The organism is Arthrobacter sp. ISL-69 (assembly GCF_018613775.1).
GTDB lineage: Bacteria > Actinomycetota > Actinomycetes > Actinomycetales > Micrococcaceae > Arthrobacter.
On record NZ_JAGGPO010000022.1, the window covers coordinates 1 to 14,182 of the forward strand.

The 14,182-nt window shown below is 66.7% G+C and carries 14 protein-coding genes and 2 pseudogenes; 7 read left to right on the forward strand and 9 right to left on the reverse strand.

All coding sequences use genetic code 11. The annotated features are described in order from the left end of the window. The 3 genes from J7I79_RS16680 to J7I79_RS16690 form a co-directional block, all read right to left on the reverse strand. On the reverse strand, positions 1-310 hold a 310-nt coding region (locus J7I79_RS16680), incomplete at its 3' end, for a lyase family protein (protein ID WP_251042916.1). Between the two features lie 7 nt (positions 311-317). After that, positions 318-1,382, reverse strand: coding sequence for an asparaginase (locus J7I79_RS16685; protein WP_214955059.1), 1,065 nt, complete (start codon positions 1,380-1,382; stop codon positions 318-320). A gap of 52 nt (positions 1,383-1,434) precedes the next feature. Then, positions 1,435-2,130, reverse strand: a complete 696-nt coding sequence (locus tag J7I79_RS16690; protein ID WP_214955136.1) for a FadR/GntR family transcriptional regulator — start codon at positions 2,128-2,130, stop codon at positions 1,435-1,437. A 212-nt stretch (positions 2,131-2,342) separates the two neighbouring features. Here J7I79_RS16690 and J7I79_RS16695 point away from each other — a divergent pair, with 212 nt between their 5' ends. Together J7I79_RS16695 and J7I79_RS16700 are read left to right on the forward strand one after the other, a co-directional pair. Next, complete coding sequence (locus J7I79_RS16695) at positions 2,343-2,636, forward strand: type II toxin-antitoxin system Y4mF family antitoxin (RefSeq protein ID WP_214955061.1); 294 nt, start codon at positions 2,343-2,345, stop codon at positions 2,634-2,636. After that, positions 2,633-3,862, forward strand: coding sequence for a type II toxin-antitoxin system HipA family toxin (locus J7I79_RS16700; protein WP_214955063.1), 1,230 nt, complete (start codon positions 2,633-2,635; stop codon positions 3,860-3,862). The genes J7I79_RS16695 and J7I79_RS16700 overlap by 4 nt, the downstream gene beginning before the upstream one ends. A gap of 7 nt (positions 3,863-3,869) precedes the next feature. Here J7I79_RS16700 and J7I79_RS16705 read toward each other — a convergent pair whose 3' ends face one another. The 3 genes and pseudogenes from J7I79_RS16705 to J7I79_RS16715 form a co-directional block, all read right to left on the reverse strand. Continuing rightward, positions 3,870-4,487 carry a uracil-DNA glycosylase gene (locus J7I79_RS16705; RefSeq protein WP_214955065.1) on the reverse strand — a complete coding sequence of 206 codons (618 nt, stop codon included), beginning with the start codon at positions 4,485-4,487 and terminating at the stop codon, positions 3,870-3,872. 207 nt (positions 4,488-4,694) lie between these two features. After that, positions 4,695-5,932 (reverse strand): annotated as a pseudogene (locus J7I79_RS16710) (HNH endonuclease). Between the two features lie 135 nt (positions 5,933-6,067). Further along, positions 6,068-6,976 carry an SRPBCC family protein gene (locus J7I79_RS16715; RefSeq protein WP_214955067.1) on the reverse strand — a complete coding sequence of 303 codons (909 nt, stop codon included), beginning with the start codon at positions 6,974-6,976 and terminating at the stop codon, positions 6,068-6,070. 161 nt (positions 6,977-7,137) lie between these two features. Here J7I79_RS16715 and J7I79_RS16720 point away from each other — a divergent pair, with 161 nt between their 5' ends. Then, positions 7,138-7,644, forward strand: coding sequence for a hypothetical protein (locus J7I79_RS16720; RefSeq protein ID WP_214955069.1), 507 nt, complete (start codon positions 7,138-7,140; stop codon positions 7,642-7,644). Positions 7,645-7,686: 42 nt separating this feature from the next. On the opposite strand, the gene J7I79_RS16725 is transcribed toward J7I79_RS16720, so the two are convergent. Continuing rightward, complete coding sequence (locus tag J7I79_RS16725; RefSeq protein ID WP_214955071.1) at positions 7,687-9,204, reverse strand: amidohydrolase; 1,518 nt, start codon at positions 9,202-9,204, stop codon at positions 7,687-7,689. 12 nt (positions 9,205-9,216) lie between these two features. Beyond that, complete coding sequence (locus J7I79_RS16730) at positions 9,217-9,855, reverse strand: SRPBCC family protein (RefSeq protein ID WP_214955073.1); 639 nt, start codon at positions 9,853-9,855, stop codon at positions 9,217-9,219. Positions 9,856-10,146: 291 nt separating this feature from the next. On the opposite strand from J7I79_RS16730, the gene J7I79_RS16735 reads away from it, so the two are divergent. From J7I79_RS16735 to J7I79_RS16750, 4 genes and pseudogenes are all read left to right on the forward strand, one after another. After that, complete coding sequence (locus J7I79_RS16735; protein WP_156037192.1) at positions 10,147-10,548, forward strand: hypothetical protein; 402 nt, start codon at positions 10,147-10,149, stop codon at positions 10,546-10,548. After that, positions 10,545-11,006 (forward strand): annotated as a pseudogene (locus tag J7I79_RS16740) (alcohol dehydrogenase catalytic domain-containing protein); the annotation flags it as partial. The gene J7I79_RS16735 and the pseudogene J7I79_RS16740, both read left to right, overlap by 4 nt. A gap of 101 nt (positions 11,007-11,107) precedes the next feature. After that, positions 11,108-12,808 (forward strand): DUF4389 domain-containing protein, encoded by a 1,701-nt coding sequence (locus tag J7I79_RS16745; protein ID WP_214955075.1) that lies wholly within the window; start codon positions 11,108-11,110, stop codon positions 12,806-12,808. Between the two features lie 128 nt (positions 12,809-12,936). Continuing rightward, a complete protein-coding gene (locus J7I79_RS16750) occupies positions 12,937-13,719 on the forward strand; it encodes an SDR family NAD(P)-dependent oxidoreductase (protein WP_214955077.1) in 783 nt (260 codons plus the stop codon). Here the strand turns inward: J7I79_RS16750 and J7I79_RS16755 are convergent. Further along, on the reverse strand, positions 13,713-14,141 hold the full coding sequence (locus tag J7I79_RS16755; protein WP_214955078.1) for a DUF1003 domain-containing protein: 429 nt from the start codon (positions 14,139-14,141) through the stop codon (positions 13,713-13,715). The two genes, J7I79_RS16750 and J7I79_RS16755, sit on opposite strands and share 7 nt — an antisense overlap. Positions 14,142-14,182: the final 41 nt, after the last annotated feature.

Here is a 14,182-nt window from a genome sequence, read left to right on the forward strand (position 1 = left end):
GGATGACGTCCACGACGAACTGTTCGGTGAGGTGTCCGTTGATGATGTCGGTGCAGGCCTGCTCGATCACGTCGGCGCGTTCGGGGTCCAGGAGGCCGAGTTCGCGGTTGGTGCGGGCGGCGGCGAGTTTCACGGCGGCGAGGCCGCGGACCAGGTACATGTTCGTGGACAGCGGCTGGCCGGTGATGGGGAAGTTCTCCACGGCGCGAAGGGTGTGCACGCCCCAGTACGCGGCGGCGGGGATGTCCCGGTCCCCGAGGAGATCGTGTTCGGAGCGGGTGTCCGGGGCGGTATCGGCAATGGTGGTCATGTGGTCCTCACAGGGCTTCGTTGACTGGCGTGGACAGGAAATCGGCGGCCTGCAACATGCCCACGGACCGTCCGCCGCCGAGGACAGCGCCGGTGGCGATGCCGGCGAGCGGTGCGGTGTCGACGTCGAGCGCTTCCAGCGCGCGGACGGTGACCGGCATGCGGGCGCGGTCCCCGCCGTCGGAAATCTTCAATGCCACGGCGCGGCCGTCCGGCAGTCCCACGAGCTGCACGCCTTCGAAGCCGTCCTTGGCAATGAGCCCGGGGGCGAAGCGCATCAGTTCGGTGACGTCGCGGCCAGCGCCCGCCACCATTTCGGGGTGCTGCATCATCGCGCGGCCGACGGCGGCTTTCGGGCTTTCGGGGTCGGCCACCACTGCGGAGGTGATCCGGCCGAACGCCCGGGCCATGCCGCGGAGGGTGAGGGCGAACAGGGGGGTGCCGCAGCCGTCGGTGCTGGTGCGCCCGGGTTCTTCCCCGGTGAGTTGCCGGACTGTGGTGCGCACGAGCTGCTGCAGGGGGTGTCCGGGATCCAGGTAGCCGCGGACCGGCCAGCCGTTGATGACGCAGGTTGCTGCCATGGAGGCGTGCTTGCCGGAGCAGTTCTGGGTCAGCTGGGTGGCGGTTCCGCCGTTGCGGAGCCATTCCTCCCGCTCATCCGTCCCGTAAGGGAGGTCCGTGCTGTTTTCCAGGGCGTCCGCCGTGAGGCCGTGCATTTCGAGGATGCGGAGGGCTCCGTCTCGGTGCATCGCGGCCCCGGAGTGGCTGGCAGCCGTGAGGGCCAGGAGATCGGCGGGAAGGTCGAGGCCGGCACTGACCATGGCCACGGCTTGCAGCGGTTTGAGCGACGACCGCGGATAGAAAGGGGCAAGCGGGTCGCCTGCGGAGAAAAGCGTGCGGAGCCCGCCGTCGGCCGATTCATCCGGGGCGGTGGCGATCAACGAACCGTAGTGGATGCTTTCCACAAGCCCGTCCCGGGTCTGCACCGCCAAAGCGGTGTGCTGCGGCAGGGCCGTGAGGTCCGGGGTCTGAACCGGAGTCTGGGCATGGACGGGCAGGGCTGGGGAGAGCATGGGGTCCTTGGGTTTCGGTGCTGTGCGTCGGTTGTGCGTCGGTTGCCGGGAGCTACTGGCTGAGGATGGAGTCGAGGGCTACGCCCACAGCATGCAGGTGTTCCCGCATGGCGGAGCTGGCCTCAGCGGCATTGCCGGATTCGATGGCGGCCAGGATCCGCTGGTGTTCGTGGTCGGAGGCATGCTGGCGGTCCGCCACCATGTTGAGCATTTCGGACTGGTGTGCCAGAGCGTCGCGGATGTCGGAGACCACGTTTTCGAACACCTTGTTGTGGCTGGCACGGGCGATTCCTGCGTGGAAGCTGGAGTCGAGGGCCACCCAGGCTTCGGGGTCGTCCTCGGCGGCCATTGCAGCGACGATGTCCCGCAGCCCGTCAAGTTCCTCGGGGGTGCGCCGTTCGGCGGCCAAGCCGGCGGCCGGGACTTCGATGTGCGGTCGGGCCTCGGTGAGGTCCAGGGCCGAGTACTGGCCGAGCACCAGGTCCTTGGCCACCCGGTTGGCCACTACAAACGTGCCGCGGCCGGTTTTGGTCATGGTCAGGCCGAGGGCGTTACAGGAGCGCAATGCCTCACGGACCACGGAACGGCTCACACCGTACTGCTGGGCGAGGGCGGCTTCGGCGCTCAGCTTGGCGCCGACCTCGAGCTTGCCGGATTCGATGTCCGTGCGGAGGGCATTGAAGACTGCTTCGGCCGCACTGAGGCGGGCGAGCGGCTGTCCTGCTGTCCGGCTGTCTGACAGGTTCATCACGCTTCAAATATGGCACGGGTCACACGGACTGTCAATTGTGAAGTCAGCTTCCAGCGCGGGCGGCGGGGCGTGGAAGGCCGGCGGGTGCGCCCGCGCACCCGCCGCCCGGTACGTTCGTTCCGAAGTCGCCTGTTCACGCGGGCGCATCCCTCCGTATCATGGACAGTAGGCAAGAGAACGGTACGTTCGTGCCTATCGGGAGGTTTGGGATGGCGGATGCGTTCACTGACGGGCTTGCGGCCGAGGTCCGGGCCCGCCGGGCTGCCCTGCGGCTCACCCAGCACGACCTGGCCCAGCTCGCCGGAGTGTCCGAGCGCTTCGTCCGTTTCGTTGAGCAGGGGAAGCGCAGCGTGCAGCTGGACTCACTCCTGGCGCTTCTTGAGACGCTCGGGCTGGAGCTTCAGCTGACCACGCGGACACGTGCCGCAGCCCGGGCCATCGACGGGCAGCGAAGCGCCGCCGGCCGTGCCGCCGACAGGCCCCTGCCGGAGGACGGGCCATGAGGCACCGCGTCGCCGACGTCTACAAGGCGGGCGTGCTGGCTGCGCGGCTCGAACGGTATGAGGGCGGCACAAGGTTCAGCTACCTGCCGGCGTACCTCGCAGCCGGAGGTCCCGCCGTCGCCAGTTCCCTCCCCCTGACCGCCGAACCGGTGCTGTCTGCCGCGGGCGCCGCGCCGCCGTACTTCACCGGGCTCCTGCCGGAGGGCAGGCGGCTGAACGCGTTGCGGCGCTCGGTAAAAACGAGCGTGGATGACGAACTCTCGCTCCTGATCGTCGCCGGCGCCAACCCGGTGGGCGACGTGCAGATCGTGGGCCATGGCGAGCCGCTGGACCCGGACGAGCACGCCGTCGAGCTGAACCCGAAGACGCCGGTTGATTTCGACGCGCTGCTGGGCGATTCCGGGCTGATCGACCCCGTGGCCCTCGCCGGCGTGCAGGACAAGCTGTCGGCCGGGATGATCTCCATGCCGGTGGCCAGTGCCGGCCGGCGCTACATCCTTAAGCTCAACGCGCCGGAGTTCCCGCATGTGGTGGAGAACGAGTTGGTGATGTTCCGGTATGCCGCCAAGCTGCGTATTCCGCTGAGCAAGGTGCGGCTGATCCGGGACGTCGGTGGGCGGCCGGGGCTTCTGGTGGAGCGGTTCGACCGGATTCCGCTGCCGGGCGGCGCGCACGGCGCGGTGCAGCGGCTCGCTGTCGAGGACGGTGCGCAGGTGCTGCGGCTCTACCCGGCGGACAAGTACAACGTGGCTTACGGGCAGGTGTGCCATGCCTTGGCGGAATACTGCGCGGCGCCGCTGCCGGCGTTGCGGAACCTGGCCATCCAGGCCGCGTTCGCATGGCTGAGCGGGAACGGCGATCTTCATGCCAAGAATGTGTCGATGGTGCAGCAGCCATCGGGGGAGTGGTCCATCGCGCCGGTGTACGACATTCCCTCCACGGTGGTCTACGGCGATAAGACGCTGGCCCTGATGCTGGACGGCAAGCGGACCGGGATCTCGCGGAGGCATTTCCTCGGCTGGGCCACCGGACTGGGGCTGGCCCAACGCGCCGCAGTGCAGGTGCTGGAACTGGGATTGAAGGCGTCGGGTCCGCTGGTGGCCGATCTGGAAGCGGGAACGGCCTTCACGGGAGCGAACGACGACGGCGCCGCGCCGTTTTCGGCGATGGTCACCAGATCGTGGCTCAAGGAGCTGAAGCACCGCCGCCGGCTGCTGGAAGCGTAAGAAGTACTTAGAGGTGCTGGATCCCGGCCCGCTGCATCGCATCCTTGTAGATTTCAACGCTCTTGCTCAGCAGTTCTTCCTGCTTGTTTGCGGAGACCGCGAAGGCCCGGCCGCCGAGGGCGCTGGCTTTGTAGACCTTGATCCCGGAGTTCTTCAAGGACTGGTGGTACGTCTTTTCGAAGAGGGTCAGGAAGGTCTGGGCGTCCGTGCCGTGGGCGATGATGGCGGAGACGCGCTTGTTGATCTTGAGGAACTGGCGGAAGGGCCTGAGGCCGTCCGTCTTTTCCTGGACGTTGAGGGCCGACGGCAGATCCGGGTCGCGAACCCAGGGATAGGCGTTCCACGGCATCACGTAGCGGGGGTCGAGTTCCACGATTTCGTAGATTGAGGTGGCCCGCCGGGCTGCTTCGTCGTCGTTGAAGTGCGAAACAAAGCCGGATTCAGTGCCCTTGCCGGGGCTGACATGGAGACTGACGATCCTGCACTCGTCCTCATCGTGGACGGGGTCGATGTACGGGACTACTGAGCCCGGCTTCTTTTCCATGAGTTCGTCGCAAAGCTGGGTTACAGCAGCGATGTTCGGTTCCTGCAGCAGGGCCTTTTTTTCGTCCCAGTCAATCGTCACGATTTCTCCCTCAGCACACGGCGTCCAGAATCAGGCGTCTGGTTCCACTCTACGCTTTTGGCCGGGGTTGATGTTCAGCGGGTTTCAACTCTTGCGCTCACTTCGCTAAGTGGTTGGCTACATAAGTATTGACCTAGCGCACCAAACCCGCTCCGGGTCGCAGGGAGGGAGGATCGGCAGTGCTGGCGGCTTTCGGTAGGCCGCGTCTCATGCCGCGGCCACGGCTCTTAGCTTGTCGCGTTTGAGCGCCTTGGCCTGATGCCGGAGTTCGCGCCGGTGACGGGAGGCTGCTGTTTCAGGAGGCAGATGCCCAGGCAATGGCGGGGCGGTGGACTGGTAGCTGTGCCCAGTGGGCGTTGTCAGGTGGATCGGGTGCCGGGGTCCCGGCCGGGGGTGGGCGCTCCACCCGGGTGCTTCCTTGGGGTGGTTGCAAGCTTCGCAGAGTCCGGCGCCGTTGTTCCGCGTCGTCGTTCCGCCGCTGTGCCAGGGGAGGACGTGGTCCAGATGCCTGATCGGTGCGTCGCAATACGGCGTACGGCAGGTCTGGTCCCGGATTTGAACAAAGCGGCGCAGTCCGGGCGGGAAGGGCCTTGCTTTCGACTCCATCGCCACCAGATCTCCGGTGCCCGGGGCGGTGTAGAGCCGCCGGAGCCAGATGTTCATCGGCCGGTCCTGGTCCCGGACGACGATCTCCCGGGCCCACCCACCAAGGACAACGCCGTAGCCGGGGAGCCGCGCCGGTTCGCTGTCTCCCTGTAACAGCGTGCGGTCAGTCATGACCAGCTGGATCTCGATGCCGCTGATTCCACCTGCCGTCCCCGTGGTGCGTTCAACGAGCGCGTCGGCCATGAGCTGGCCGCGGGAGCGGGGGTCTCCGTCTGAGCGTGAGGTATCGCAACGGACCGCGGATCGAGCCGGTAGGCGGCGGACCGTGCCGCGGCGATAACGGTACGATCGCCCGCGCCAATTAGCCTCCCGGCGTCGGGCGCCAGTTCCCTGGCGACGGCGCTGCGGTCAGCGGCGGACAGGCAGGCGGTCTCACGTACCAAAAGCGTGGCGCGCCATTCATTGAGCTGTCCCGTCTCCAGGGCGGCAAGCGTATGCGGCGTCTCGGTGACGAGCGCCTTCGCCAGACCCAGGAGCCGGCTACCTCTGGCTGGTGATTCCCGCCGGGCGAGGGCGACCTGCGCAGCGATTCCAGCGCCCAGCTCTTCGGCGGGCACACCAGCGCTGGCCTGATCGCGGCGCTGCCTCACGTCGAAGGCAACTGTTATCCGGGCCTGCAGTGCACACGCAGCGGACCTCCAATCCTCTAGTTCGCGCAGCTGGTCAATCATCCCTGCGCTGTCCGCAGCCGGCCGCATGTCAGCCAGGGCGCGGATCATGTCCGTGACCGTCACACCCACTGCTCTCGAAGCCACTTCAGGCCCCCGCTCGCCGTCCATGCAAGAAGTCTCCCTGCGACCGCTGACAATAAAGCGGCGACGGAACGTCCGATGTCGCCACAACCGCCCCCTCCTCGAAACGGCCCGGGCACGAATGCTGCACGCGCGGGCCGTTTCGAGGAAGGTGAGTTTGTCCTAGTGCTGGCCGAGGCTTCCTGCCGCAGGCGGGAGGCCGCCGTCGCGCTTTTCCTCGTCCTTCCGCTCAGCCGCGCTTCGTGTGTCGCTCGCCGCGGTCTGGTCCGAATCGCCTTCGAAATCGACCAGGCCGTTCGTCTGGTCGAAAGGCTTAGCAATCCGCTCGCCACTGAGTGCGGAGCCTGAGTCGGCTGTTGCGCTGGCCCCGTCTGTTGGCTCAACGTAGCCGGATGCGTTGGTGGGCGGAACGGGTGGAACTGTTGTCTCGGAGAGGGGCGCACTAGTGGTGGTGAGGGCGGGGTTGGTGTCCTTGTCCCGCATGCTCGCGGCTACTCCCGCTGCCGCTGCTGCCGCGACTCCCAGTCCGGCCGCGACCTTTCCCGAGACACCGGCCTTGCCGGAGTCGCCGCGTGAAGCCGCCGCAGCGTCGACTCCGGGAGTCCCTGGAGAGGCGCCTTCGTTGACGGTCCCGCGCCAGGCGCCGCTCGCATATCCTTCGTCCTCGATGAAGTCCTTGAACCTCTTCAGATCCGCTTCCACTTGACGGTCGACGACATTCAGCTTGTCGCCCAGGGTCTCCACGATGCCTTCCGGTTCGTACTCGAGCGAAAGCTGCACCGAAGTCTGACCCCCTCCCACGTCTTCGAAGGTTACGGTCCCCGCGTTCGTTGCACCTTCCGTCGCTGCCCAGGCAACCTTCCGGTCCGGGACCTGCTCCAGGATTTTCGCCTCCCACTTCCGGCGGACACCTGCGATTTCAGCCACCCATTCGAGGCGGTCGTCGCTGAGTTGCGTCACACTCTTCACGCCTCCCATGAAGTGCGGAAATTCCTCGAACTGGGTCCACTGGTTGTACGCCGCGCTTGCCGGGACGTTGACCAGAATGCGTTTGTCGACCTTCGTGCTCATGGTGTCTCCTTGGACTGGAACGAATGATGCCGGGGCCTGACGACGACGAAGGATCCGCCAAGTAGTCAGCATGCTTACTATAACCACAGCGAGGCCGTCCGGCTAGAGTTTAATTGGCGGCCGCCGCCGTTTCACGTGTCCACGAGCCAAGGACCCCACCCATGCAGGTCAACAGACAGGCGCTCCGTGCCGACGGCTTCGCCGGTTTCAGGCCCTTCGCGGAACTGGAAATCAACCGGATTCCACAGGCACCGGGGATCTTCGCCGTCCTCAAACCCGAAGACTTCCAGGTGCAGTTCCTGGCCAAGAGCACGGCTGGTGTGTTCAAAAAGAAGGATCCATCCCTCACTCAGGCGGCACTCGCGGCTGAATGGGTCGACGGCGCCGACGTCCTCTACGTGGGCAAGGCCGGACCCGGCAGCAAGGGCAATCGCGGATTGCGCCGGCAGGTTCAGGAATTCATGGATTTCGGCCAGGGAAAGCCGCCCGGTCACTGGGACGGGCGGCTGATCTGGCAGCTCGCGAACGCCAAGTCCCTGCTCATTGCCTGGAAGGAGCTCCCGGCCGGCGGGCTGAATCAGGCAGAGGCCACGTACCACGCGGATTTCCGCGACGAATTCGACCGGCTGCCGTTCGCCAACCTGGTCCAGGCCCGGGTAAGAGGCTAGAATCGGGCGGCGCTGGGGCCATAAGTGTCCGTTCGCGCTTTTTCAGCTGCCCGGCGTAGCCGCCGCGCCGCCGTCGTACGTGAACCGCCCCGCAACGAGCGTCGCCGCCACCGGCATCGACGCGAACGTCCTGTCCGGGACGCCGAGCGGATCGGCATCCAGCACGGCGATGTCCGCCGGATCTCCCACGCGGATCCGGGACCGTCCCCGGGAAGACGCAAACAGGGCTTCCGCCCGGGTGATGGCCTGCTCCGGGTGCCACGGTGCGCGGCCGTCCAGGGCGGACCTCGTGGTCGCTGCCGACATCGCAGTCCACGGATCCAGTGGAGCCACGGGCGCGTCGGAGCCGAGCGCCAGCGTGGCCCCTGCCGCCAGCAGCGACCGTAGCGGGAACGCCCGGTCGGTGCGGTCGCCCCAGTTGGCGTCGGCCGCGTCCCTGTCATCAAGGGCATGCGCGGGCTGGACGCTCGCAGTCAGGCTCAGCCGGCCAAACCGGGCGAAGTCCTCCTGCCGGACAAACTGGGCATGTTCGATCCGTCCGCGGATGCCGGCGGCCTCGAACGCGTTCAGGGCAACTTTGTTCGCGGCATCGCCGATCGCGTGGACAGCGGGAACGAAGCCGGATTCATTGGCCCGGACCAGCAATGCCCGCAGTTCCGCTTCGCTGACGGTCAGCAGCCCGCGTCCACCATGCGGGTAAGGGTCCACGCAGTAGGCAGTCCGGGTGTTGAGCGAGCCGTCGATCAGCACCTTGAGCGGCCCCACCCGGAGCAGGCCGTTCCCGCCCGGAATGTCCTGGCCTGTCCGCATGCCCTCAATCCGGGCACGGTCCAGGTGCTCCGGATAGACGCCGGCGTCCACCCGCAGTGAGCCGAAACCGCCGCTGACGCGCCTGAGCCACACTTCGCGGTTCCAGGTCATCTCGAAGTCCACGATCCCAACCACCCCGCGGGCGGCGGCTTTCTGCGCGGCTTCGCGGACCCAGGCGTCGACTACGGAGTCCGGCAGGCGGCCGAGCTCGCGCGTCAGGGCAAACGCCGGGTCCTCGCGCAGCAGGCCGCTGGCGTCCACGTCCACCCCGTAGCGTTTTGCGGCGGCACTGTTCACCCAGACGCAGTGGAGGTCGTGGCTGATGAGCGCCGCGGGAACGCCCTGCGTCACGGCGTCGAGCATCGCCAGGCTAGGGTCGTCCGCCCAGACGGCGTCGCGGAAGCCGACGCCCACCAGCGTCGGGCCGCCGTCGCCATCGTCCCCCTCCGCGGGACGGCCACCGGTGAGATGGGAATGAACGACGTCGACGGCATCACTCGCCGACGCGGCGTGCGAAAGGTCGACGCGGTTGGCAGCCATGGCCCACTGGGTCATGTGCACATGCTCATCCCACAGGCCCGGGATTGCGTACCGGCCGCCGAAGTCAACGGTGCGCGCGCCGCTCCGCTGCTCATCCGCCGCCATTATCCGAGTGACCACGCCCCGGGCAATGTGGATGTCCAAACAGTCCGTCCCCCCGGGCTCCCGGACGGAGGCAAGGACGAGGTCGGGCGCAGCGGGTTCAGGCATAGGGACAGGCTACTAAGAGTTCGCCTCCGCACGGCTCCTGATCCCGTGGAGCATGCGCCGGGACATGATGAAACTGGCAACCTCCACCGCCTCGACCAGGCACCGGGCCCACCACTGCCGGTAGGCGTACCGTTCCCGTACCACCAAGCGGGTGGTGCCGGCGGGCTGCGGCTGCAGGACAAATGCCCAGCTGAAATCGAACGGCCCTGGCGGTGATCCGGGAGGAACACGCAGCACGAGCGCGTTGCCCGGGTCCACCAGTCCCACTTCCAGGTCCGCCGAGGCTGCCGGCGCCAGGTGAAAGCGGTCGCCGACTTTGATGTCCTGCCACTCCGGGTGGATGCGGTCGGCACTGTGGATGTTCAGGCCGGCGAGGTTTTCCAGGAAGTCGTAGCTGTAGAGTCCGCCGCGTCGCTGCCCCATCTGCGCCAGCCAGGGCCACACCTCATTCGCCGGAGCCTTGATGGTGATGGCCCGTGTGGACTGCAGATCCGCCGTGGACAGGAAGTCGTCGCCTGGCAGCCCGCCGTCGGCTTCGGTGGTGGTCGCGCCCCAGCGCAAGTGGAAGCGCCGGAACAGGAAGCCCGATGCCATCAGCCAGGCGAGCACTGCGGGCTTGGAAATATGTTTCATGGTCCGTGGCTTCGTCATCAGGCAATTCTCCAGACCGCCGATTCCCCTGTCACGGGCCATAAGCCCCGGGCCGGTTTACTCCGGCAGGCTCACACCTGCCTGCCCCCATGCCTTCCGTATAAGGGACTTTCGTCCCTTACCGTTGCTGGGCCGAGCCGCCATCCTTGATGTGGGGCATCTCACGTCTGCGTTACTCACGCACGCACCCTGGGGAGGGGAAATGCTTCGCCGATCAGCAACCGGTCTCGCTAAAAATTGGGGAAGGGCTGGCGCAGTGCGCCTCCCGGACATAGCAGGAGACCCGGCTTCATGAATCAGCACGCACGAACTGTCCTGGGTACCCGACCCGCCGTCCACTCCCGTCATGGAGCCCCATCCACCACGCATTACGAACATTCAGAGCACCGGCTGAAGATCGTGGTCCGCATTGAAGCGGACCTGGAGGCCGCCAGCCTTGAAGTCCGCGGCGTGGTCACTGGGGCCAGCCTCCGTGCGCTATATGTGGTGGCGCGGCGGACAACGTCGCTGCTGCACGGCAAGGAGCTCACCATCGATCTTTCCCGTGCACGGGTCACCGACACGGTCCTCGAGCAACTCCATGAATGTGCACGCCTGTCCCGGCTGGCCACGGGAGTGGACAGCTCGGTAGTGCCTTGCCGCGTGAAAATAGTGGATCCCGGCTTCATCCACAGAGTGAAGGAGTACGCATGAAAGCACTCGTGTACGGAGGCGCCGGTGAAAAGTCGTGGACCGACGTCCCGGACCCCAAGATCCAGAACCCCAGCGACGTGATCGTCAAAGTGGACACCACCACCATCTGTGGAACGGACGTGCATATCCTCAAAGGGGATGTGCCGGCGGTGCAGAAAGGCCGGATCCTGGGCCACGAAGGCGTGGTGCCGTACGCGGAAAACTCGCTGCACCTCCTCCCTGGAGGGGTCAGCGACGACCAGGCCGTGATGCTCTCCGACATCCTTCCCACCGGCTTTGAAATCGGCGTGCAGTACGGGCGGGTCAAGCCGGGGGACACCGCGGCGGTTGTCGGCGCAGGTCCGGTCGGGTTGGCAGCTATCGCCACTGCCGGGCTGTACGGCGCGGCAACCATCATCGCGATCGACCTTGACGCGAACCGGCTGGAAAAGTCCCGCGAGTTCGCCGCCACCGACGTCGGGCACTCAAAGTCGTGATCACGGCGTGAAATCGGCGCCCGCTCAAAGAGCGGGCGCATAAGAGTCCGGGGGGCCAAGCAAGAGGCAAGAAAGGACTGGCCATGAAACCAGGCCGGATAGTCATGCTGGTACTCGGCACCCTCGCCGCCCTGATGGGGCTTGGACTCCTGACAGCTGCCGCCGCCGTCGGATGGGTCAACTTCCAGCAGCGTGACAACGGATATTTGACCACACCCACAGAGCGCTACGACGTGGCCACGCGTGCCATCACCTCGCCCGGCCTGAACGTCCTGGTGGACGAGGAACTGCCGGACGTCCTGCCGGTGGACAGTGCAGGCCGATTGCTGTTGCGCGGCACGTCGGCGTCCGGCCAACAGATCTTCATCGGTATCGGACCCCAGGAGGACGTGGCCCGGTACCTAGACAGCGTGCGGCATTCCGAAATCACCGAGTTGAACTCCTACCCGTTCCGCGTCCAGTACCGGGAAGTCCCCGGAGACGCCGTACCGGCAGCCCCGGGCGCCCAGTCATTCTGGTCCACGTCCGCCCAGGGAACCGGAACCCAGCAGATTGAGTGGGATCTGCGCAGCGGCCGCTGGGCAGTGGTGGTCATGAACGCCGACGGCGCCGCTCCGGTTTCAGTGGACCTGCAGGCAGGCGTCCGGTCCGATCTGTTGCTGCCGGTCTTCATCGGACTCCTGATCGGCGGCATCGCCCTGCTGGCCGTGGGTGTGCCGCTGATTGTGGCCGGCGCCGCAGGGCTCGGCAGGCACGGCCCGCCGCCGCATTACCCGGCGGCCGCGCCCGCGGGCCCCGGGCCTGTGCCGGTGGGCCCGGACGACCATGCCCCTTACGCCACCACTCCGGGTGCCGCAGGCCCTTACGCCACAGCCGCTGCCGCGATTCCGCCCGGAGGCGGCCGCACGCCGCTGCCCACCGACCCGCAGCCCTCGGAAACCTCCGGGTACCCCGTGCGGCTGAATGGCTACCTCGACCCCGGGCTCTCCCGCGGTATGTGGCTGATCAAGTGGTTCCTGGCGATCCCGCACTACATCGTGCTTTTCTTCCTGTGGTTCGCCTTCTTCGTGACCACTATCGTGGCCGGCTTCGCCATCCTGTTCACCGGCCGCTATCCGCGCTCGCTGTTCAACTTCAACGTGGGCGTCTTGCGGTGGAACTGGCGAGTCGCCTTCTACGCCTACGCCGCAATCGGGACAGACCGTTACCCGCCGTTCACGCTGGCGCGGACCGACTACCCGGCAGATTTCGACGTCGAGTACCCCGAGCACCTCTCCCGCGGCCTGGTTCTGGTCAAGTGGTGGCTGTTGGCCCTTCCCCAGCTCCTGATCGTCGCCGCCTTCTCGGGTGCGGCAAGCACCTGGGGCAACCGGCGGACATGGGTGGACGGCAGATGGGTGGACGGCACCTGGGTTGATGGAACCTGGGTGGGATACCAGGGCGGCGGCGGGATCTCGCTGATCGGCCTTCTGGTGATTGTGGCCGGGTTCAGCCTGTTGTTTACGGGCCGCTTCGGCCGGAGGCTTTTTGACTTGCTGATCGGCCTGAACCGCTGGACCCACCGTGTTATTGCCTACGTGGCGCTGATGCGGGACGAATACCCGCCCTTCCGTCTCGACATGGGGCCGACGGATCCGGCCGCCACTCCGCCGCCAGGCTATCGGCCGCCCCCGGTGCCCGCCTCGCAATCCGCCGTGCCCCCTGGCACTCCGGTGCCCCCGGCCACGGAACCGCCCCCGGTGCCCCCTCGTGCGGAGCCTCCGGGCGCACCCCGCCAACCCTAGGATCGCGCCACCACTAGGAAATGGTGGCCCCGCCGCTTCTGAGCTTGCAGCCGAAGTGGAACCCTTGCCACCTGCCGCCCACGAGAACATAGTGGAGGGATTCACCACTCCCGGGCAGGAGGTCCGCAATGCTGCTGGAAGACGGTACCGGGCCGGCGGGCCTGCTGCAGGGCCGGACCGCCTTGGTCTACGGCGCCGGCGGCCCGATCGGCGGAGCAGTTGCCGCGGCCTTCGCGGCGGCAGGCGCCGACGTTTTCCTCGCCGGCCGCACCGAATCACGCCTGCAGAAAGTAGCCCGGGACATCCGTGAGGCGGGCGGCAGAGCGGAAACCGCCGTCGTCGACGCCCTGGACGAAAACCAGGTGAACGCTTTTGTTGACCGGACCGCAAAGAAGACCAAACGCATCGACATCTCCTTCAACCTGATCTCCTACGGGGATGTCCAGCGGCCGCTGATGGAAATCTCCGCCGAGGACTTCAGCCAGCCCGTCAGCGTCGCAACCCGGACCCACTTCCTCACCACCCGCGCCGCGGCGCGGCACATGATCAGGCAGCGTTCCGGCGTCGTCCTGATGTTCGGTGGTTCCGGCCCGCGGACGCTGGCCGGGCTTGGCGGGTTCAAGATAGCACTCGACGCCGTGGAAGGGCAGCGCCGGCAATGGGCCCTGGAGCTCGGCCAGAACGGCATCCGGGTGGTCACCCTCGTTACGGGCGGGATCGTGGAAACAATTCCCTGGCAGGCCGAGGGGCGTGAAGAGATCGTAGAGGAAATCACGCGGACGGCGCACCTGAACCGGACGGCCACGCTCGCCGACGTGGGCAACGTGGCCGTATTCATCGCCTCGGACCGGGCTGGCGCCATCACCGACGCCACCGTGAATATTTCCTGCGGCGCGATCGTGGACTACTGAGGCGTCGCCTTGCCGGCACGTTCGGCCAGGAGCTGCCGCAGCTCCCGGAGGATCTCCAACTGTTGGTTGTTGATGGCGGTGAGTTTCCGGATTTCGTCTTCCGCCTGTACATCCGTGTCGTAGTCATGCTGGGCCATGGCGGCTGCGATGGCATCCTGCCGCTTGGCGGCGATGAGCAGGATGGCGCCCTGTAGGCCAGCCAGCATGGACAGGAACAGGTTCAGCAGGATGTAGGGATAGGGATCCCAGGCATTGTTGGCAAGAACAAGTGAGTTGGCCAGCGCCCACACCATCATGGACGCTATGAAGATCCCCACGAACGGCCAGCTGCCCATGCCGTTGCGCAGGACGTCAGCTGCCCGTTGCCCCCTACTCAGGCCGGCCTTGTGCTCCGCATGCCAGGTGTTCCTTTGCTCGCTCATGTGCCCAGCGTAGGCGTGGAGCAGGGCCTTCTACGCCACCA

Bases quoted from the DNA above. Each gene is read 5' to 3' on its own strand.
- J7I79_RS16685 (WP_214955059.1), bottom strand. From the start codon at position 1,382: ATGCTCTCCCCAGCCCTGCCCGTCCATGCCCAGACTCCGGTTCAGACC.
- J7I79_RS16690 (WP_214955136.1), bottom strand. From the start codon at position 2,130: ATGAACCTGTCAGACAGCCGGACAGCAGGACAGCCGCTCGCCCGCCTC.
- J7I79_RS16695 (WP_214955061.1), top strand. From the start codon at position 2,343: ATGGCGGATGCGTTCACTGACGGGCTTGCGGCCGAGGTCCGGGCCCGC.
- J7I79_RS16700 (WP_214955063.1), top strand. From the start codon at position 2,633: ATGAGGCACCGCGTCGCCGACGTCTACAAGGCGGGCGTGCTGGCTGCG.
- J7I79_RS16715 (WP_214955067.1), bottom strand. From the start codon at position 6,976: ATGAGCACGAAGGTCGACAAACGCATTCTGGTCAACGTCCCGGCAAGC.
- J7I79_RS16720 (WP_214955069.1), top strand. From the start codon at position 7,138: ATGCAGGTCAACAGACAGGCGCTCCGTGCCGACGGCTTCGCCGGTTTC.
- J7I79_RS16725 (WP_214955071.1), bottom strand. From the start codon at position 9,204: ATGCCTGAACCCGCTGCGCCCGACCTCGTCCTTGCCTCCGTCCGGGAG.
- J7I79_RS16730 (WP_214955073.1), bottom strand. From the start codon at position 9,855: ATGACGAAGCCACGGACCATGAAACATATTTCCAAGCCCGCAGTGCTC.
- J7I79_RS16735 (WP_156037192.1), top strand. From the start codon at position 10,147: ATGAATCAGCACGCACGAACTGTCCTGGGTACCCGACCCGCCGTCCAC.
- J7I79_RS16745 (WP_214955075.1), top strand. From the start codon at position 11,108: ATGAAACCAGGCCGGATAGTCATGCTGGTACTCGGCACCCTCGCCGCC.
- J7I79_RS16750 (WP_214955077.1), top strand. From the start codon at position 12,937: ATGCTGCTGGAAGACGGTACCGGGCCGGCGGGCCTGCTGCAGGGCCGG.
- J7I79_RS16755 (WP_214955078.1), bottom strand. From the start codon at position 14,141: ATGAGCGAGCAAAGGAACACCTGGCATGCGGAGCACAAGGCCGGCCTG.